The 19,645-nt window shown below is 70.9% G+C and carries 14 protein-coding genes and 1 pseudogene; 8 read left to right on the top strand and 7 right to left on the bottom strand.

What is annotated here, in order from left to right:
* Positions 1-140: 140 nt before the first annotated feature.
* Entirely contained in the window at positions 141-1,271 is a 1,131-nt protein-coding gene (locus tag ACWCXB_RS07015; protein WP_450719822.1) for a zinc-dependent alcohol dehydrogenase family protein, read from the bottom strand.
* A gap of 238 nt (positions 1,272-1,509) precedes the next feature.
* Between ACWCXB_RS07015 and ACWCXB_RS07020 the strand changes: the two genes are divergently transcribed.
* A complete protein-coding gene (locus tag ACWCXB_RS07020; RefSeq protein ID WP_450719824.1) occupies positions 1,510-1,824 on the top strand; it encodes a heavy-metal-associated domain-containing protein in 315 nt (104 codons plus the stop codon).
* 63 nt (positions 1,825-1,887) lie between these two features.
* Positions 1,888-4,380, top strand: coding sequence for a heavy metal translocating P-type ATPase (locus tag ACWCXB_RS07025; RefSeq protein ID WP_450719826.1), 2,493 nt, complete (start codon positions 1,888-1,890; stop codon positions 4,378-4,380).
* Between the two features lie 418 nt (positions 4,381-4,798).
* Here ACWCXB_RS07025 and ACWCXB_RS07030 read toward each other — a convergent pair whose 3' ends face one another.
* From ACWCXB_RS07030 to ACWCXB_RS07050, 5 genes are all read right to left on the bottom strand, one after another.
* Positions 4,799-6,088: a citrate synthase gene (locus ACWCXB_RS07030; protein WP_450719828.1), complete on the bottom strand. Its 1,290-nt coding sequence runs from the start codon at positions 6,086-6,088 to the stop codon at positions 4,799-4,801.
* A 165-nt stretch (positions 6,089-6,253) separates the two neighbouring features.
* Positions 6,254-8,482, bottom strand: a complete 2,229-nt coding sequence (recD2, locus tag ACWCXB_RS07035) for an SF1B family DNA helicase RecD2 (RefSeq protein WP_450719830.1) — start codon at positions 8,480-8,482, stop codon at positions 6,254-6,256.
* Between the two features lie 390 nt (positions 8,483-8,872).
* Positions 8,873-9,670 (bottom strand): sugar phosphate isomerase/epimerase family protein, encoded by a 798-nt coding sequence (locus ACWCXB_RS07040; protein ID WP_450719832.1) that lies wholly within the window; start codon positions 9,668-9,670, stop codon positions 8,873-8,875.
* 32 nt (positions 9,671-9,702) lie between these two features.
* On the bottom strand, positions 9,703-10,866 hold the full coding sequence (locus ACWCXB_RS07045; protein WP_450719834.1) for a dihydrodipicolinate synthase family protein: 1,164 nt from the start codon (positions 10,864-10,866) through the stop codon (positions 9,703-9,705).
* Positions 10,863-12,014 carry a Gfo/Idh/MocA family protein gene (locus ACWCXB_RS07050; RefSeq protein ID WP_450719836.1) on the bottom strand — a complete coding sequence of 384 codons (1,152 nt, stop codon included), beginning with the start codon at positions 12,012-12,014 and terminating at the stop codon, positions 10,863-10,865. Before ACWCXB_RS07050 ends, ACWCXB_RS07045 begins: the two co-directional genes overlap by 4 nt.
* Positions 12,015-12,193: 179 nt before the next feature.
* Here ACWCXB_RS07050 and ACWCXB_RS07055 point away from each other — a divergent pair, with 179 nt between their 5' ends.
* From ACWCXB_RS07055 to ACWCXB_RS07065, 3 genes and pseudogenes are all read left to right on the top strand, one after another.
* A complete protein-coding gene (locus ACWCXB_RS07055) occupies positions 12,194-13,261 on the top strand; it encodes a LacI family DNA-binding transcriptional regulator (RefSeq protein WP_450719838.1) in 1,068 nt (355 codons plus the stop codon).
* Positions 13,262-13,436: 175 nt separating this feature from the next.
* Positions 13,437-14,381 (top strand): bifunctional helix-turn-helix transcriptional regulator/GNAT family N-acetyltransferase, encoded by a 945-nt coding sequence (locus ACWCXB_RS07060; RefSeq protein WP_450719840.1) that lies wholly within the window; start codon positions 13,437-13,439, stop codon positions 14,379-14,381.
* Positions 14,378-15,157: pseudogene (locus ACWCXB_RS07065) on the top strand (sugar phosphate isomerase/epimerase family protein); the annotation flags it as partial. The gene ACWCXB_RS07060 and the pseudogene ACWCXB_RS07065, both read left to right, overlap by 4 nt.
* Here the strand turns inward: ACWCXB_RS07065 and ACWCXB_RS07070 are convergent.
* Positions 15,039-15,998 carry an EamA family transporter gene (locus ACWCXB_RS07070; RefSeq protein WP_450719842.1) on the bottom strand — a complete coding sequence of 320 codons (960 nt, stop codon included), beginning with the start codon at positions 15,996-15,998 and terminating at the stop codon, positions 15,039-15,041. The pseudogene ACWCXB_RS07065 and the gene ACWCXB_RS07070 sit on opposite strands and share 119 nt — an antisense overlap.
* Before the next feature lie 144 nt (positions 15,999-16,142).
* On the opposite strand from ACWCXB_RS07070, the gene ACWCXB_RS07075 reads away from it, so the two are divergent.
* From ACWCXB_RS07075 to ACWCXB_RS07085, 3 genes are all read left to right on the top strand, one after another.
* The gene (locus ACWCXB_RS07075) at positions 16,143-16,592 is read left to right on the top strand and encodes a hypothetical protein (RefSeq protein WP_450719844.1); all 450 of its coding nucleotides are present in this window, start codon (positions 16,143-16,145) and stop codon (positions 16,590-16,592) included.
* Between the two features lie 358 nt (positions 16,593-16,950).
* A complete protein-coding gene (locus ACWCXB_RS07080) occupies positions 16,951-18,786 on the top strand; it encodes a glycoside hydrolase family 3 protein (protein WP_450719846.1) in 1,836 nt (611 codons plus the stop codon).
* Between the two features lie 130 nt (positions 18,787-18,916).
* Positions 18,917-19,594, top strand: coding sequence for a hypothetical protein (locus tag ACWCXB_RS07085; protein WP_450720096.1), 678 nt, complete (start codon positions 18,917-18,919; stop codon positions 19,592-19,594).
* The last annotated feature ends 51 nt before the right edge of the window (positions 19,595-19,645 follow it).

A 19,645-nucleotide genomic window follows, 5' to 3' on the forward strand; every position in this document is an offset into this window, starting at 1 on the left:
TCATCGGGGCCGGGCCCCGCATCGCATCGGGCCGGTGCGGGGCCCGAGCCGTGCTCAGGCGACGCGCGATCCGGGCCATCGACCAGGCAATGCGCAAGCCGTGCCATCTACCGGGCGACGCCCGCGAGCCGGGCCGCCGCTCAGGCGACGCGCGCCGGCTCGATGATCGTCACGCCCGCCCCGGGGGTCGTGCCCATGGCGGAGAGCGCGGCCGGGGCCGCGTCCAGGGAGATCACCGAGGTGACCAGGAGGTCCGGCCTCAGCGCCCCGGAGCGGACCATCTCCAGCATCGGGCCGTAGGCATGCGCGGCCATTCCATGGCTGCCGAGGATCTCCAGTTCCAGGCCGATGAGCCGGCCCATGGGCACGACCGGGTCTCCGGCCGCCGAGGGCAGCAGACCGACCTGGACATGCCGTCCGCGGCGGCGCAGGCTCTGCACCGATGCCGCGCAGGTGACCGGTGAGCCCAGCGCATCGAGCGAGAGATGGGCGCCGCCGCCCGTCAGCTCACGCACCGCCTCGGCCGTACCGCCGGCGCCGCGCCCCGCACCCGTGCCGCCGCCCGCACCCTTGCCCGCACCCGTGCCGGTGCCGGTGCCCGCGCCCGTGCCGGTGAGCGCCGTGGCGTCCACGCACTCCGTCGCGCCGAACTTCCGCGCCAGCTCAAGGGCCTGCGGCGAGACGTCCACCGCGACCACCCGCGCCCCGCAGGCCGCCGCGATCATCACCGCGGACAGCCCCACCCCGCCGCAGCCGTGCACCGCGACCCACTCGCCCGGCGCCACCCGCCCCTGGGCCACGACGGCCCGGAAGGCGGTCGCGAACCGGCAGCCGAGCCCCGCCGCCGTCGCGAACGACAGCCCCTCGGGCACGGCCACCAGATTCACGTCCGCGTGCTCCAACGCCACGTACTCGGCGAAGGAACCCCAGTGCGTGAACCCCGGCTGGGTCTGGCGCTCGCAGACCTGCTGATCCCCGGCCACACAGGCGGCGCAGCGGCCGCAGGCACAGACGAAGGGCACGGTGACCCGGTCGCCGGGACGCCAGTTGGCGACGTCGGGGCCCACCGCCTCGACGACCCCGGCGAGCTCGTGTCCCGGGACGTGCGGGAGCGTGATGTCCGGGTCGTGCCCCATCCAGCCGTGCCAGTCGCTGCGGCACAGTCCGGTGGCCTCGACGCGTACGACCACGCCGTGATCAGACGGCACCGGGTCCGGCACCTCCCGTACCTCGGCGTCCTGTCCGTACTCCTCGAACACCACAGCCCTCATCGGCCCCGCCTTCCCTGGCTCCGCTCGGATCGGCCCGAACCTATCCGTCCGGGCGTTGCCCGACGTGCGTCGTCCGACACGCCGCCACGGACCGGCTCGCATTCATACCCCCTAGGGGTATAACCTGACGAAGGAGAGGAACCCGGGGCCCCGGGAACTCCCCTCATGCACCTGATGCACCATGACGTCGTTCCGCGAAGTGATCGCACAGCGCACACGGCCCGAAGAGGAGAACGCCATGACCGCCGAGACGAAGACCGAGATCCCCCAGGCCACCGGCTCCTGCTGCTCGCCCGCCGGTTCCTGCCACGGCAGCGGCGCGACGGACGCCGCGTCGGCAGGCTTCACCGCGGTGTACGAGGTGAAGGGCATGACCTGCGGCCACTGCGAGGGTGCGGTGTCGGACGAGATCTCCGGAATCGCGGGCGTCACCTCGGTCAAGGCGGTCGCCGCCAGCGGACAGGTCACCGTCGTGTCCGACGGGCCGCTGGACGAGGCCGCGGTGCGCGCCGCGGTCGACGAGGCGGGCTACGAGCTCGTCGGCCAGGCCTGACATCCGTTTCCGGCCGGGCGCCGCAGTGCGTGGCCCGGCCGGCCCGCCTTGGAGTCAGTACCCATGACCAGCATCGCCACCGAGGCCCCGGACGCGGGCACGTCCCGGATCGAGCTCCTGATCGGCGGAATGACCTGCGCATCGTGCGCGGCCCGTGTCGAGAAGAAGCTCAACCGCATGGACGGCGTGACCGCGACGGTGAACTACGCGACCGAGAAGGCCCGCGTCGCATACGGCACGGACACGGATGTCGCCGACCTCATCGCTGTGGTCGAGAAGACCGGCTACACGGCCACGCCGCTGAGCGCCCCGGCCGCGGCCCGCACGACTGCCGCCCCCGGTCACCACGCGAGCGAGGCGCCACGGGAACCGAGCGTGGGCGGTGCCGAAACCGCGCCGCGCCCCCGCGAGGACGCCGCGCCACTCGACGCCGCTGCGCAGGGCGACCGGGAGGCCGCGCCCCCGCGGCCCCGGCCGGAGCCCGCCCGAGCAGCGGAGGCCCGGCCCGTCGCCCAGCCCGTCGCCCGAGCCGAACAACTCCAGCCGCAGCCCCGGCCCGAGGCCGCTCGAGCCGGAGCCCAGCCTTCCGTCGGCGACCCCGTCATCACCCTGCGACGGCGCCTGCGTATATCCGGGCTGCTCGCCGCGCCCGTCGTTCTGCTGGCCATGGTCCCCGCGCTCCAGTTCGACAACTGGCAGTGGCTCTCCCTCACCCTCGCCGCGCCCGTGGTCGTCTGGGGCGGGCTGCCCTTCCATCGCGCCGCGTGGACCAACCTCCGGCATGGCGCGGCCACCATGGACACCCTTGTGTCCCTGGGCACCCTGGCCGCCTTCGGCTGGTCCCTCTGGGCGCTGTTCTTCGGGCATGCCGGGATGGCGGGAATGCGCCACGGCTTCGACCTCGCCGTCATCCCCACCGCCGGCCGCGCCGATCCCGCATCGGCCATCTATCTCGAGGTCGCCGCGGGCGTCGTCACGTTCGTCCTGCTCGGCCGCTATCTGGAGGCGCGCGCCAAGCGGAAGGCGGGCGCGGCCCTGCGCGCCATGCTGGAGCTGGGCGCGAAGGACGTCGCCGTACTCAGGGGCGGCACGGAGGTACGCATCCCGGCCGCCCACCTCGCGGTCGGCGACCTGTTCGTCGTACGCCCGGGGGAGAAGATCGCGACCGACGGGACCGTCGTCGAGGGCAGTTCGGCCATCGACGCGTCGATGCTGACGGGCGAGTCCGTCCCGGTGGACGTGACCATCGGGGACAAGGTCACCGGTGCGACCGTCAACACCGCGGGCCGACTGGTCGTGGAGGCCACCCGGGTCGGCGCCGACACCCAGCTGGCCCGGATGGCCCGCATGGTCGAGGACGCCCAGAACGGCAAGGCGCAGGTGCAGCGTCTCGCCGACCGCATCTCGGCCGTCTTCGTTCCCGTTGTCCTGCTGATCGCCCTCGGCACCCTGGTCACCTGGCTGCTGGTCACCGGCGACACGGCCGCCGCGTTCACCGCGGCCGTCGCCGTGCTGATCATCGCGTGCCCCTGTGCGCTGGGCCTGGCCACCCCCACCGGCCTCATGGTCGGTACGGGTCGCGGGGCCCAGCTCGGCATTCTCATCAAGGGCCCCGAAGTCCTGGAGTCGACCCGCACGGTCGACACCGTCGTCCTCGACAAGACCGGAACGGTCACCACCGGCCGGATGCGCCTGCAGGACATCTACGTCACCGGCTCCACCACCGAGGAGGAGCTGCTGCGGTTCGCGGGCGCTCTGGAGCACGCCTCCGAGCACCCCGTCGCCCGTGCCGTCGCGGACGGCGCCGTGGCCAGGGTCGGCACGCTCCCCGTCCCCGAGACCTTCGAGAACGTCCCCGGCCTCGGCGTACGCGGCACGGTCGACGGCCGCACCGTGCTCGTCGGCCGCGCCCGCCTGCTCGAGGAGGCCGGCGTGGAGCCGCCGCACGAGCTCACCGGGATCTCTGGACGTACCGCCGTCGCGGTCGCCTGGGACGGCAAGGCCCGCGGCGTACTGACCGTGGCCGACGCGGTCAAGGACACCAGCGCCGAGGCGGTCGCCCGGCTGCGTGCGCTGGGCCTGAGGCCCGTGCTGCTGACGGGCGACGAGCGCGCGGTCGCCGAGGCGGTCGCGGCCGAGGTCGGCATCGAAGAGGTGTACGCCGAGGTGCTGCCTCAGGACAAGGTGGCCGCGATCCAGCGGCTTCGGGCCGGGGGCCGTACGGTCGCGATGGTGGGTGACGGGGTGAACGACGCGGCCGCGCTGGCCACCGCCGACCTCGGCCTGGCCATGGGTACGGGCACCGACGCGGCCATCGAGGCCGGGGATCTCACGCTCGTACGGGGCGATCTGCGGGTCGCCGCCGATGCCATCCGGCTCTCCCGGCGGACCCTCGCCACGATCAAGGGAAACCTCTTCTGGGCCTTCGGCTACAACGTCGCGGCCCTGCCGCTGGCCGCCGCCGGACTGCTCAATCCCATGATCGCGGGAATTGCCATGGCCTTCTCATCCGTTTTCGTGGTGAGCAACAGCCTGCGTCTGCGATCCTTCACGTGATACACAGGACCTTCACAAAGAGATCCAGATCACAGATATTTGAGGGTAACCATTCGGGCTCTTCGCGAGTCTAAGTGGGCGATGCCAGAACGTCTTGGGGGACGTTCATGGGATGTCTTGGGGGACGTCCCAGGCAAGCGTTGGCCGGGGCACGTAGACCGGGGAGCTTTGAGCGGCCCTCCCGACATACGTACCCCGGCAGACCGCGAAGAGCTTCTGCTGGGTACCAGCAGACGCCCGGGCCGGATCCCGTGGGGGGAATCCGCACCGGGGATATGGGAAGCGCCCCGCTCGCCGACCCGTGGGGGGATCGGCAGCGGGGCGCTTCTCGCTTTGTTCAGGCCTGCTCGGGCGTTCAGGCCTGCCTGCTCAGGTGTCCAGGCAGGCCTGCTCAGCCCGGTTCCGATACTGTCGCCGGTCAGCGGGCCTCGACCGGGACGAAGTCCCGCAGGACCTCGCCCGTGTAGATCTGGCGCGGGCGGCCGATGCGGGAACCCGGCTCCTTGATCATCTCGTGCCACTGGGCGATCCAGCCGGGCAGCCGACCGAGCGCGAACAGCACGGTGAACATCTCGGTCGGGAAGCCCATGGCCCGGTAGATCAGGCCGGTGTAGAAGTCCACGTTCGGGTAGAGCTTGCGCTCGACGAAGTAGTCGTCGGAGAGCGCGTGCTCCTCCAGCTTGAGGGCGATGTCGAGCAGCTCGTCGGACTTGCCGAGCGCGGAGAGCACATCGTGGGCGGCGGCCTTGATGATCTTGGCGCGCGGGTCGAAGTTCTTGTAGACCCGGTGGCCGAAGCCCATCAGACGGACGCCGTCCTCCTTGTTCTTCACCTTGCGGATGAAGGTGTCGACGTCGCCACCGCTGGTCGCGATGCCCTCGAGCATCTCCAGCACCGACTGGTTGGCGCCACCGTGCAGCGGGCCCCACAGGGCCGAGATGCCGGCGGAGATCGAGGCGAACATGTTCGCCTGCGAGGAACCGACCAGGCGCACGGTGGAGGTCGAACAGTTCTGCTCGTGGTCCGCGTGCAGGATGAGCAGCTTGTCGAGCGCGGCGACCACGACCGGGTCGAGCTCGTACTCCTGCGCCGGGACCGAGAAGGTCATCCGCAGGAAGTTCTCCACGTACCCGAGGTCGTTACGCGGGTAGACGAAGGGGTGGCCGATCGACTTCTTGTACGCGTACGCCGCGATCGTCGGCAGCTTGGCCAGCAGCCGGATCGTGGAGAGGTGACGCTGCTTCTCGTCGAACGGGTTGTGGCTGTCCTGGTAGAACGTCGACAGCGCGCTGACCACGGACGACAGCATCGCCATCGGGTGGGCGTCACGCGGGAAGCCGTCGAAGAACCGCTTGACGTCCTCGTGCAGCAGCGTGTGCTGGGTGATCTCACCCCGGAACGCGGCCAGCTGGTCGACCGTCGGGAGCTCACCGTTGATCAGCAGGTACGCCACCTCGAGGAAGGAGGAGCGCTCGGCCAGCTGCTCGATCGGGTAGCCGCGATAGCGCAGGATGCCCTGCTCGCCGTCGAGGTAGGTGATCGCGGATTTATAGGCGGCCGTGTTGCCGTAACCGCTGTCCAGGGTCACCAAACCGGTCTGCGCCCGGAGCTTCCCGATGTCGAAGCCCTTGTCGCCGACGGTGCTCTCGACCACCGGGTAGGTGTATTCACCGTCCGCGTACCGCAGTACTACAGAGTTGTCGCTCACGTCATCCCTCACCGACGTAGTCCTCTTCTTCGAGGTGCCCTGACTGTCTCTACCATCCCCCATTTGGCTGAGGAGAGTGCACTCGGGGTCGACCATTGGGCCATTTGGCGGCACTCAGTGCCGTCAACCTGCTCATCCTGCCCCCTTCGCCCCGGTTCCGGAAGTCTAGGTGATCTTTCCCACGAAGCCTCCACCTGCCAGCCGGTGGTCGAGTGCGGTAAAGCGCCTGCCTGCGGAAACGGTGCGCACGGCCTGCCCTATCGCCTTGCGGGAGCCGACAAGGACCACGAGCTTCTTGGCGCGTGTGACGGCCGTGTAGAGCAGATTCCGCTGGAGCATCATCCAGGCGCTGGTGGTGACCGGGATCACGACCGCCGGATACTCGCTGCCCTGGGAGCGGTGGATCGTCACGGCGTACGCATGCGCGAGCTCGTCCAGCTCGTCGAAGTCGTACGGCACCTCCTCGTCCTCGTCCGTCAGCACCGTCAGTCGCTGATCGACCGTATTGAGCGAGGTCACCACGCCGACCGTGCCGTTGAAGACTCCGTTCTTCCCCTTCTCATAATTGTTGCGAATCTGAGTGACCTTGTCGCCGACGCGGAACACCCTGCCGCCGAACCGCTTCTCCGGCAGGTCGGGGCGGGCGGGCGTGATCGCCTGCTGAAGCAGCCCGTTGAGGGTGCCCGCGCCGGCCGGTCCGCGGTGCATGGGGGCGAGCACCTGCACATCGCGCCGCGGGTCCAGGCCGAACCGGGCAGGGATGCGCCGCGCCGCGACATCCACGGTGAGCCTGCCCGCCTCCTCGGTGTCGTCCTCGACAAAGAGGAAGAAGTCGTCGAGGCCCTGGGTGAGGGGCTGTGTCCCGGAGTTGATGCGGTGGGCGTTGGTCACGACCCCGGACTGCTGGGCCTGCCGGAAGATCCGGGTCAGCCGGACGCTCGGCACCGGACCGGAGCCGGCGAGCAGATCCCGCAGCACCTCCCCCGCGCCGACGCTCGGCAGCTGGTCCACGTCCCCGACCAGCAGCAGATGCGCACCCGGTGCCACGGCCTTCACCAGCTTGTTGGCAAGGAGCAGATCGAGCATGGACGCCTCGTCGACGACCACCAGGTCGGCGTCGAGCGGCCGGTCCCGGTCGTACGCCGCGTCGCCGCCCGGCTTGAGCTCCAGCAGCCGGTGCACGGTGGAGGCTTCGGCGCCGGTGAGCTCGGCGAGCCGCTTCGCCGCCCGGCCCGTGGGCGCGGCGAGCACCACTTTGGCCTTCTTGGCACGGGCCAGCTCGACGATCGAGCGGACCGTGAAGGACTTGCCGCAGCCCGGGCCACCGGTGAGGACGGCCACCTTCCGGGTGAGCGCGAGACGCACGGCCTGCTGCTGCTCGGGGGCCAGCTCCGCGCCCGTACGGTCCGCGAGCCAGGCCAGTGCCTTGTCCCAGGCCACGTCCTGGAAGGCCGGCATGCGGTCCTCGTCCGTGCGCAGCAGGCGGATCAGCTGGGCGGAGAGGGACAGCTCGGCGCGGTGGAACGGCACCAGATAGACCGCGGTGACCGGATCGCCGCCGTCCGGGGCCGGGACCTGCTCCCGTACGACTCCTTCGTCGTCGGCCGCGAGCTCGGCGAGGCAGTCGATGACCAGGCCGGTGTCGACCTGGAGCAGCTTCACGGCATCGGCGATGAGCTGCTCCTGCGGGAGGAAGCAGTGACCCTGGTCCGTGGACTGGGACAGGGCGTACTGCAGGCCGGCTTTGACCCGGTCCGGGCTGTCGTGCGGGATGCCGACGGCCTGGGCGATCCGGTCGGCGGTGAGGAAGCCGATGCCCCAGACGTCCGCCGCGAGGCGGTAGGGCTGGTTCTTCACGACGGAGATCGAGGCGTCCCCGTACTTCTTGTAGATCCGTACGGCGATGGATGTGGAGACACCCACGCCCTGGAGGAAGACCATGACTTCCTTGATGGCCTTCTGCTCCTCCCAGGCGGCGCCGATCATTCTCGTCCGCTTCGGGCCGAGACCCGGGACCTCGACGAGCTTCCCTGGCTCCTGCTCGATGATGTCGAGGGTGCCGGCACCGAAGTGGTCGACGATCCGCTCGGCGATCCTGGGGCCGATGCCCTTGATGAGGCCGGAGCCGAGATAGCGGCGGATGCCCTGGACGGTGGCGGGGAGGACCGTCGTGTAGTTCTCGACGCTGAACTGCTTGCCGTACTGGGGGTGGGAGCCCCAGCGGCCCTCCATGCGCAGCGATTCGCCCGGCTGCGCACCGAGGAGCGAGCCGACCACCGTGAGGAGCTCGCCGCCGCCGCGGCCGGTGTCGACGCGGGCGACCGTGTACCCGTTCTCCTCGTTGGCGTAGGTGATCCGCTCCAGGACCCCTTCGACCACTGCCAGATTGGACATGATCCGACGCTACCGCCCGGGTCGGACAGCCTGCCGTGCCTGTGGAAAACTCCACAGCCACCGGGGGGTGTGCACGATTCACGGGGCCGGGCAGCGGGGCCCGGACAGTTCAAGGGGCCCGGTCACATGACCGGGCCCCGCTCACTCCCCCTCCGGCAGAGCTCCCCGATCCCCCCAGATCCCTCCCCGGGAGCCCTGACGCCAAGTACGACTCGTCTCACGCCAGAAGGGTTGCACGGTTGCGGTCAGTTATTTTTGCGGAATCTCGAAATGCCGACATACCAGGGCACTCTGGCTGTTTTCGCCACGAGTGACGACGCGTTTCAGCAGCACGTACTGATGGAGCTCGGGGACGACCGGCTCCACGAGATCGCGGGCCTGCCCGGAGAGCTACAGCACGTGCCGCACGTAGCGCGCCGCCGTCTCCGCGAGCAGCACCACGCCGTCGAGCGCCCACAGCTCGTCGTTGAAGAGCTCCACCTCGACCGGGCCCGTATAGCCCGCAGCGTCGACCCGTTCGCGCCATGCGCGCAAGTCGATCGCGCCATCGCCCAGCCGACCCCTGCCGTTGAGCACTCCCTCCGGCAACGGAGTGATCCAGTCGGCCAGTTGGAACGAGTGGATCCGCCCGCCCGCACCGGCGCGCGCGACCGCCGCGGGCGCCTGGTCGTCCCACCAGATGTGGTACGTGTCCACGACGACGCCGACCTGCTCGGCGGGGAAGCGCTCGGCGAGGCCGAGAGCCTGGGTGAGTGTGGAGACGGAGCATCGGTCCGCCGCGTACATGGGGTGCAGCGGCTCGATCGCCAGGCGCACGCCCCGCTCCCCTGCGTACGGCGCGAGTTCGCCCAGCGCGTCCGCGATGCGCTCACGCGCACCGTGCAGGTCCTTGCTGCCCGGCGGCAGCCCGCCCGAGACGAGGACGAGCGTGTCCGTGCCCAGGGCCGCCGCTTCGTCGATGGCCGCGCGGTTGTCGTCCAGGGCCTGTGCCCGCTCGCCGGGGTGGATCGCGGTGAGGAAGCCGCCGCGGCAGAGCGTGGTGACCGCGAGTCCGGCGTCCCGTACGAGCTTGGCGGCGGCCTCGACGCCGTACGCCCGCACTGGTTCGCGCCACAGCCCGACACCGGGCACGCCGAGTCGTACGCAGGCCTCCGTGAGCTCCGGCAGCGTGAGCTGCTTGACGGTCATCTGATTGATGCTGAACCGGGAGAGGTCGTGGGTCACTGTTCGACTCCGTACACCGTGAACAGGGATTTCATCCGGGCCTCGGCCAGCGCCGGGTCGGGGAACAGCCCCAGCCCGTCCGCCAGTTCGTAGGCCCGCGCGAGATGCGGCAGCGATCGGGCGGACTGGAGGCCGCCGGCCATCGTGAAGTGGGACTGGTGGCCCGCCAGCCACGCCAGCAGGACGACTCCCGTCTTGTAGAACCGGGTCGGTGCTTCGAAGAGGTGGCGTGACAGTTCGACCGTCGGGTCGAGGAGTTCACGGAAGCCCTTGGCGTCGCCGGTGTCCAGGACACGTACGGCTTCAGCGGCCACGGGCCCCAGGGGATCGAAGATCCCGAGGAGGGCGTGGCTGAAGCCCTGGTCGTCGCCCGCGATCAGCTCGGGGTAGTGGAAGTCGTCGCCCGTGTAGCAGCGCACGCCGACGGGGAGGCGCCGTCGCAGGTCGATCTCGCGCTGCGCGTCCAGCAGCGAGATCTTGACTCCGTCGACCTTGCCCGGGTGCTCGGCGATCACCTGGAGGAAGGTCTCGGTGGCGGCGTCGAGGTCCGTGCTTCCCCAGTAGCCGTCCAGTGCGGGATCGAACATCGGCCCGAGCCAATGCAGGATGACCGGCTCGCTCGCCTGCCGCAGCAGGTACCCGTAGACGGTCAGATAGTCCTCCGGGCCGCGGGCGGCCGCGGCCAGGGCCCTGGAGGCCATGAGGATCGCCTGCGCCCCGCTCTCCTCGACGAGCGCGAGCTGCTCCTCGTACGCCTCGCGCACGGCCTCGAGGTCCGCGCCGGGGCGCGTGAGCTGATCGGTGCCGGCACCGCACGCGATGCGGCCCTCCATCGCCTTCGCCTCAGCGGCCGAACGCCGGATGAGCTCCGCGGCGCCCGCCCAGTCCAGGCCCATCCCCCGCTGCGCGGTGTCCATGGCCTCCGCGACACCGAGTCCATGCGCCCACAGATGACGGCGGAAGGCGAGGGTGGCGTCCCAATCGACGGCGGCGGGGCCGTCGGGGGTGGTGTCCGCGTACGGGTCGGCGACGACGTGGGCCGCCGAGAAGACCGTCCGGGAGACGAGCGGAGCACTACCTACGGAGTAGGTAGTGGTGCGTTCGCCGCGTGGCTCGTAGGTGCGGAGCGTGCCGTCGTCACCAGGGAGTCGGATCGTCACAGCGCCAGCTCCGGAACGTCGAGCCTGCGCCCCTCTGCCGACGACCTCAGCCCGAGCTCGGCGAGCTGCACTCCGCGCGCGCCCGCGAGCAGATCCCAGTGGTAGGGCTCACCCAGGGCGACATGCCGTAGGAACAGCTCCCACTGCGCCTTGAACCCGTTGTCGAAGTCCCTGTTGTCGGGCACTTCCTGCCACTGGTCGCGGAACGACTCGGTGGCGGGAAGATCCGGGTTCCATACGGGCTTCGGCGTCGCACTGCGGTGCTGTACGCGGCACCGCCGCAGCCCGGCGACGGCCGAGCCGTGGGTACCGTCGACCTGGAACTCGACCAGCTCGTCGCGGTTCACCCGCACCGCCCAGGAGGAGTTGATCTGGGCGACGGCCCCGCCCTCCAGCTGGAAGACGGCGTACGCCGCGTCGTCGGCCGTCGCCGCGTACGGCTTGCCGCGCTCGTCCCAGCGCTGCGGAATGTGGGTCACGACCTGCGCCTGAACGCTCGTCACCCGGCCGAACAGCTCGTGCAGTACGTACTCCCAGTGCGGGAACATGTCGACGACGATGCCGCCGCCGTCCTCGGAACGGTAGTTCCACGAGGGTCGCTGGGCCTCCTGCCAGTCCCCCTCGAAGACCCAGTAGCCGAACTCTCCCCTGATGGAGAGGATCTCCCCGAAGAATCCGCCCTCCACGAGGCGCTTCAGCTTCAGCAGTCCCGGCAGGAAGATCTTGTCCTGGACGACACCGTGCCTGACGCCGGCGGCCCGGGCGAGCCGGGCCAGTTCAAGGGCATCCTCGAGGTCGGTCGCGGTGGGCTTCTCCGTGTATATGTGCTTGCCCGCGGCGATCGCCCTCCTGATGGCCTCGACGCGGGCCGAGGTGACCTGCGCGTCGAAGTAGATGTCGACGGTCCCGTCGTCGAGCACCGCGTCGAGGTCCGTGGACCAATCCGTCAGCCGGTGCCGCTCGGCGAGTTCACGCAGGGCGTGCTCCCGGCGGCCCACGAGGACGGGCTCGGGCCAGAGGATCTCCCCGTCGCCGAGGTCGACGCCGCCCTGCTCGCGGATCGCGAGGAGGGAGCGCACAAGGTGCTGCCGGTATCCCATGCGTCCCGTAACGCCGTTCATGGCGATCCGCACTGTCCTGCGTGTCACGAAGATGCCTCCACGTTCCCTCGTCCCCTCGTCCCGCGTTTGTTGCGGCCTCGTGTCCTCGATGTGTCCTCGATACGGTCGCGAAACGGTGACAGCAAGCGCTTTCTATGCGCTATGACGCTAGCCTGCGCACAGTGGCCCTGCAAGGGCTCGGCCCGATCTCCCCCCGGAGGAAAGCGATGACAGTCACGCTGGCGGATGTTGCGGCCCGCGCCCGGGTGTCCCCGGCGACCGTCTCCCGGGTGCTCAACGGCAACTACCCTGTCGCCGCGACGACTCGGGAGCGGGTGCTCCGCGCCGTCGACGAGCTCGATTACGTCCTGAACGGGCCGGCCAGCTCGCTCGCCGCGGCCACGTCCGACCTGGTCGGCATCCTGGTCAACGACATTGCCGACCCCTTCTTCGGGATCATGGCCGGGGCCGCGCAGACCGCGATCGGCGAGGGCGCTTCCGGGCGCGCGGGCGGCGAGAAGCTGGCGGTGGTCTGCAACACGGGCGGCTCGCCCGAGCGCGAACTGACCTATCTCACCCTGCTGCAGCGACAGCGGGCCGCGGCGGTCGTCCTCACCGGAGGATCCCTGGAGGACCCGGACCACATCGCCGCGATGTCCGCCAAGCTGGCGAAGCTCGCCGATGCGGGGACGACGGTGGTGCTGTGCGGCCGACCGCCCGTGCCGGGCGAGTCCGTCACGGCGACGCTCGCCTTCGACAACCGGGGCGGCGGGCGGCGGCTCACCGAGCACCTGATCACGCTGGGGCACCGGCGGATCGGGTACGTGGCCGGGCCGGCGGAGCGGACCACGACCCGCCACCGGCTCGAGGGCCACCGGGCGGCGCTCGCTGCGGCGGGGATCGACACGGCCACCGAGGATCACGCGCAGCTCATCGTGCACGGCTCGTACGACCGGCGCTCCGGCTACGACGCCACGCTGGAGCTACTGCGCCGCGACCCGGATCTGACGGCCGTCGTCGCTGCCAACGACACGGTGGCACTGGGCGCTTGTGCGGCCCTGCGGGATCAGGGCCTGCGCATTCCGGAGGACGTCTCGGTGGCCGGCTTCGACGACCTTCCGTTCTCCGTCGACGCGGTCCCGGCACTGACGACGGTACGACTGCCGCTCCACGAAGCGGGGGTACGGGCGGGACGGCTGGCCATGGGCAAGGAGGCGCCCCCGCCCGGGGGCATCGCGACGATCGGCGCGGAGCTGATGGCACGGGCGTCGACGGCGCCGCCGAAGAAGCGGTAAGGCCGGGACGGGCCCTGGCGGAGCGACTCGACGGGGACGGCCGGGCCGGGGGCGGCTCGCGGCGCGTCTGCGACCTGCTCGGTCCGGGCTCGGGGGCACGTTATCCACAGGCCTTGTCGGAGGTTGACACCCGAACCTAGCCTTGACTCAGTCAAAGAAAGGTCACGGGTGGATCATGGTCATTCACGACATCCGCGCTTTCAACCGCTTCTACACGAACCTCATCGGCGCGCTCGACTACAGCAAACATCTGTACACCCCGTACACACTGACCGAGTCCCGCGTGCTGTACGAGCTGGCGCACGCCCCGCGCACGGACGCCGCCGACCTCCGGATGGAGCTCTCCCTGGATGCGGGGTATCTGAGCCGGCTGCTCGGCAAGTTCGAGCGGGAAGGTCTGGTCGAGCGGGCCCCCTCGGAGGTGGACTCGCGGCGCCAGCGCATCACGCTCACCGAGCGCGGGCGCGAGGCGACCGCGCTGTTGGACGAGCGGTCGCGGGAAGCCGTCGGCAAGCTGGTGTCCGCCGTGCCGACGGACGACCGCCCCCGCTTGACGGACGCGCTGCGCACGGTGCGGGAGATACTGGGCGAGGCCCGCCCCGACCAGGACCGGCGTCGTGAGGGGCCCGTGCTGCGCGATCCCGTCCCCGGCGACCTGGGCTGGATCGTCCAGCGCCATGGCGCGCTCTATGCCGCGGAGTTCGGGTGGAACACCGACTTCGAAGGCCTGGTCGCCCGCATAGTCGCCGACTTCGCCCAGGACCACGACCCGCATCTGGAGCGGGTATGGATAGCGGAGCTGGACGGCCGCCCGGTCGGGTCGGTGATGTGCGTACGGGACGAGGCACCGGCCACCGCGCGGCTGAGACTGCTTCTGGTCGAACCGGAGGCGCGCGGGCACGGCCTCGGGGACCGGCTGGTGGGCGCGGTCGTGAACTTCGCCCGCGAGGTCGGTTACCGGGAGCTGGTGCTGTGGACGAACGACGTGCTGACCGCCGCCCGCAAGATATATCAGCGCGCCGGTTTCACCCTCGTCGCCGAAAAGCCCCACCGCTCGTTCGGGGCGGATCTGGTCGGCCAGGACTGGCGGCTCGCCCTCCAGGAAGGATCACCCAAGTGAGGCTCGCCTTCTCGACGCTCGGGGTTCCCGGGATGCCCGTCTCCGAGGTGGCCGGCCTCGCCGCCGCGGCCGGCTACCAGGGAGTGGAGCTGAGGGCCGACCCCGAGGAGCCGGTCCACCTGAGAATCGGGATGCGCGAACGGGCCGCGGTGGTGGACGAGTTCGCCCGCGCAGGCGTGGAGATCCTGACCGTCGCCGGCTACGCACGGGTGGCGGCCGCGGGCGACGACGAGGCCGTGCGCCAGGAGCTCGACGAACTGCTGTGGCTGGCCAGGGACTTGGGAGCCTCCTTCATACGGGTCTTCCCCGGCGGCGGCGACCAGGACCAGGAGACGGCGGACGCGACAGCGGCGCGCCGGTTGGCCGCGGCGGCGGAGACCGCGGCGGACCTGGGCGTGCGGATCCTGCTGGAGACGCATGACTCGCACCGCACAGGCGCGGCGGTATCCCGTGTCCTCGGCACGGTCGGCCATCGCCATGTGGGCGCGCTGTGGGACGTCCTGCACCCCTGGCTGGACGGCGAGGCCCCGGCCGTCACCCATGCCGCCCTCGCCCCGTTCCTCGGCTATGTCCAGGTCAAGGACGTCGCCTCGCGGGAGGACCTCAGTCCCCTCCCCCTCGGCACCGGCGTCCTGCCCCTCGCAAAGTGCCTGGCCCTCACGGACGAGGACGGCTGGGTGTGCTGGGAGTACGAGCAGCGCTGGCATCCGCAAGCGCCGGGCCTGCCGGCGCTGCTGGCGGCGGGGAAGGAGCACCTGGAGTCGCTGTCCGGGCCAGGGAGGTGAGCGCGACTCCACCGACGAGGAGGGCTGCCGCGCACCAGCGGAGGGGGCTGACCGGCTCGTCCAGGAAGAGGGCCGCGGACGACATGCCGAAGGCCGGGACGAGGAGGGAGAACGGGGCCACGGACGAGGCAGGATGGCGGCGAAGGAGCCAGCCCCAGGCGCCGAAGCCGAAGACCGTCGTGATCCAGGCGACGTAGACGATGACGCCGACGCCCGCCCAGTCGAGGGCGCGGAGTGCTGCGAGGTCCTGGTCCGGGCCTTCCAGCAGAAGGGAGAGGGCGAGCAGGGGGAGTACGGGGACGACCGAGACCCAGACCATGAAGTTGAGGGCGTCGGGCGGGGATGCCTTGCGGGTGAGGACATTGGACACGCCCCAGCAGGCCGCCGCCGCGATCACCAGGGCGAAGCCGGTCAACGGGCCCGAGCCGCCCTCGTCGACCGCGGCCACCCCGATGCCCGAGAGGGCGATCAGCATGCCGAGTACACGCGTTCTGCCCGGTCGCTCGCCCAGTGCCAGGAACGCGAAGAGCGCGGTGAAGACAGCCTGGACCTGGAGGATCAGGGAGGACAGCCCGGCCGGTGCACCTTCGTTCATGCCGGTGAAGAGCAGGCCGAACTTGGCGACGCCCAGCACCAGGCCGACGGCGATGACCCACTTCCAGGCCACCTTGGGCCGGCCGACGAAGAACACCGCCGGAAGGGCGGCGACCAGGAAGCGCAGGGCCGAGAAGAGGAGAGGGGGAAAGTGCTGGAGGCCGATCTCGACGACGACGAAGTTCACGCCCCAGACGGCTGCGACGAGGGCGGCGAGAGCGACATGGGCGGGGCGCATGGGTAGAGCTTCACCGGTGGCAACCATGTAGCACCAGTGCGGATTACTACATGGTTGATGGAAGCAACGCTAAAGGAAGTTGCCGGAGGGGAGGTGAGTAGGCTGGAAGCGGTGGTTTCCGTCGGCAACCCGTGGAGATTCCCCGTGAGCCAGGACCCGCACGACCAGCACCCGCGGATCACGCGGAGCCCCCAGGCTTCCCGCCACCGCGCACCCGTCGTCATCGGCTGGAGCCACGGCGACCGGGTCGTGCGCTGGACGGACGACGGACGGACCGTGGAGAAGGTGTACGCGCGGCCCACGCAGGCCGCACTGGCGTGGGACGGCCGGGTTCTCGTCGTCGAGGCCCTCGACGACACGCCGTACACCCCGTCGGACAACGCGGTCGTGTACGAGGCCGACGGGACGGAGCTGGTGCGGCTCAAGCCGCCGCGGGACCTGGTCGCGGAGCCGTCGTGGGTGTTCGGGTTCTACACCGCGCACCTCGGCAGCGATGGGCGACCGGTGCTTGTCGTGGCGACCCAGGTCGGGGACTTCTGGGGACACCCGGACCTGACGGCGGGCACGCTCGTCGACGTACAGGAGTGGCGCTGACGCACGTTGAGGTACATATGAGCCCGGCCAGAGCCACGACGGCATCATCCGCACCAATGTCCTGGAATGCGGGGGAACTTCGCAGTACGGGGAACCAGCGCCGACCCCGCACCGTCCAAGTGCCGTCCTGCCGGTGAGTCACCGCAGAGCGGTGTCGGCCCTCGCTGCTGGCTGCGATCGCTGACTCCCCTCTCCAGCCGCCTGCGGCCGGCAGCGCACGCCGCCACCGGTGCGCCCCCTCCCTAGCGCCGGTGGCGGCCTTCCCCCCGTACGTCGGCCCCTGCCGCAACCCTTGACTGGCAGTTACTTTCCGGATATCCGTGGCTCCTTGGAAGTTTCCTTCACGGGAGGAGCACCAGTGCAGGACCGGACCACCCCCTCCAGACGTACACTCCTCGCCGCGACCGCCGCCGGAGCAGCGGCCGTCGCTCTCGCCCCGGCGTCGGCCTTCGCCTCCGGCCCGGGCGACGCCGAAGCCGCCACACGCGACCGTCTCAAGCGCCTCATATCCCGGATGAGTCTGGAGGAGAAGGTCGGCCAGCTCTTCGTCATGCGGGTGTACGGGCACTCCGCCACCGCCCCCGACCAGGCCGACATCGCCGCCAACCTCAACGAGATCGGCGTCAGGACCGCCGCCGAGCTGATCGAGCGTTACCACGTGGGCGGCATCATCTACTTCGCCTGGGCGCACAACACCCGCAACCCCCACCAGATCGCCGACCTCTCCAACGGCATCCAGCAGGCGGGCCTCGCCCAGCCCACGCCCGTTCCCCTGCTGATATCCACCGACCAGGAGCAGGGCATCGTCGCCCGGGTCGGGAAGCCCGCGACCCTCATGCCGGGCGCGATGGCGCTCGGGGCGGGCGGCTCGCGCTCACGCGCCCGCGAGGCCGCCCGGATCGCGGGCGCCGAGCTCGCCGCGATGGGCATCACGCAGAACTACGCGCCGGTCGCCGATGTGAACGTGAACCCGGCCAACCCCGTCATAGGCGTACGCTCCTTCGGCGCCGACCCGCAGGCCGTGGCCGGGCTCGTCGCCGCCCAGGTGCGCGGCTACCAGGGCGCGGGCATCGCCGCCACGTCCAAGCACTTCCCGGGGCACGGCGACACCAAGGACGACAGCCACTACGCCCTGCCCACCATCCACCACACGCGTGAGCAGTGGGGCGAGCTGGACGCGCCGCCGTTCCGGGCCGCCATCGCCGCCGGGATCGACTCGATCATGACCGCGCACATCGTGGTCCCCGCCCTCGACCCGAGCGAGGACCCGGCGACGCTCTCCCGGCCCATCCTCACCGGCATCCTGCGCGAGCAGCTCGGCTACGACGGGGTCGTGGTCACCGACTCCCTCGGCATGGCGGGTGTGCGCCAGAAGTACGGCGACGACCGCGTCCCCGTGCTCGCGCTGAAGGCGGGCTGCGACCAGCTGCTCAACCCGCCGAGCCTGAGCATCGCCTGGAGCGCCGTGCTCGAGGCGGTCAAGAGCGGCGAGGTGACCGAAGAGCGCATCGAGGAGTCGATCCTGCGCATCCTTCACCTGAAGTCGAAACTCGGGCTGTTCCGCGACCCGTTCGTCTCGCACGAGGGCGTGGACCGCACGGTCGGCACCCACAGCCACCTCGCCGCCGCCGACCGGATCGCCGGGGAGACCACCACCCTGCTGGCGAACGAGAACGGCTTCCTGCCGCTCTCCCGCCGCAGCCACGCCAACGTCCTCGTCGTCGGCGCGGACCCGGCATCCCCCTCCGGCACGACCGGCCCGCCCACGGCCACCCTGGCCAAGGCCTTCACCGAACTGGGCTTCGCCGCCACGGCGCTGTCCACCGGCATCACCCCGACCGCCGCGAAGATCGACGAGGCGGTGGCCGCCGCGGCCGGCAAGGATGTCGTGGTCGTCGGTACGTACAACGTCTCGGCCACCAGCCCCCAGCGCACCCTCGTGTCCCGGCTCGCGACGACCGGCGTGCCCGTGGTCACGGTCGCCATCCGCAACCCGTACGACATCGCCCAGCTGACCGGCACCGGCTTCGCCGCCGCGCTCGCCGCCTACAGCTGGACGGACGTCGAACTGCGCGCCGCCGCAAGGGTGATCGCGGGCCGGGCCGAGCCGGAGGGCAGGCTGCCGGTGCCCGTGCAGCGCGCGGACGATCCGGCCCAGGTGCTGTACCCGGTCGGATACGGGCTGACGTATTAAGGCGTAGCCCGGTGTACGCCGCGCCACCGGCTGACCACCCCCACACGGCGGAAAGCCCCCCGCTCCCCTGGCGTGCGCCCGCTTCCGCGGGCCACGCTGGGACGGACCGACCGGGGGGAATTGCATGCGTATGCCGCGAGTGGGCGTGGGGGTGGTGTGTGTCGCGCTCGTCATCGGCGGCGCCCTCGGTTGTCAGCGGTCGCCGGGGCACGGCGGCTCGGACGCGGACGGTTCCCGGGAGACCGGGACCGGGAGCGGGAGCGGGAACGGGAACGGGAACGGGAACGGGAGCCGGACGGCGAACCCGTCCGGGCCGTCCGGGTACGGGGCGGTGTTCCTGGGGTCCGGCGACTGCAGCAGCCGCGGCAGGGGCGACGTCCGTGAGGTGCCGTGCACGAGCGAGAAGGCGTCCGCCCGGGTCGTCGTGCGTCACGAAGGGCGCCAGGCGGACGGGCCCGCCTGCCCGGCCGCGACCGACTTCGTCCTGCACATCTCCGAGAGCCGGCCGTCGGCCGACGAGGACGGCGACGGGACCGTGCCGCAGGGCTACGCGTGCATGCGCAATCTGGAACCGCCCCATCCCGGCGACCCGGGTGGGGGCGGCGGACCGCACACCGTGCCCGGCGACTGCGTCTACACCTCCCGCAAGGGGCAGGTGAAGGAGACGGCATGCGACGGTTCGGGCGAGCAGCGGCCCGAGTTCGAGGTGGCGTCCGCGGTGCAGAAGCGGTCACAGTGCCCGCCGGCGACCGATCTGTACGTCCAGTTGGGCGGCGAAAGGCCGGTGGGCTGCGCCCGCCGTGTGTAACGCGCACGGAGCGCACACGGCGAACGCAGCCCACAGCAGCATCAGCAACAG

The sequence above is a fragment of the Streptomyces sp. NPDC001514 genome, assembly GCF_053597075.1.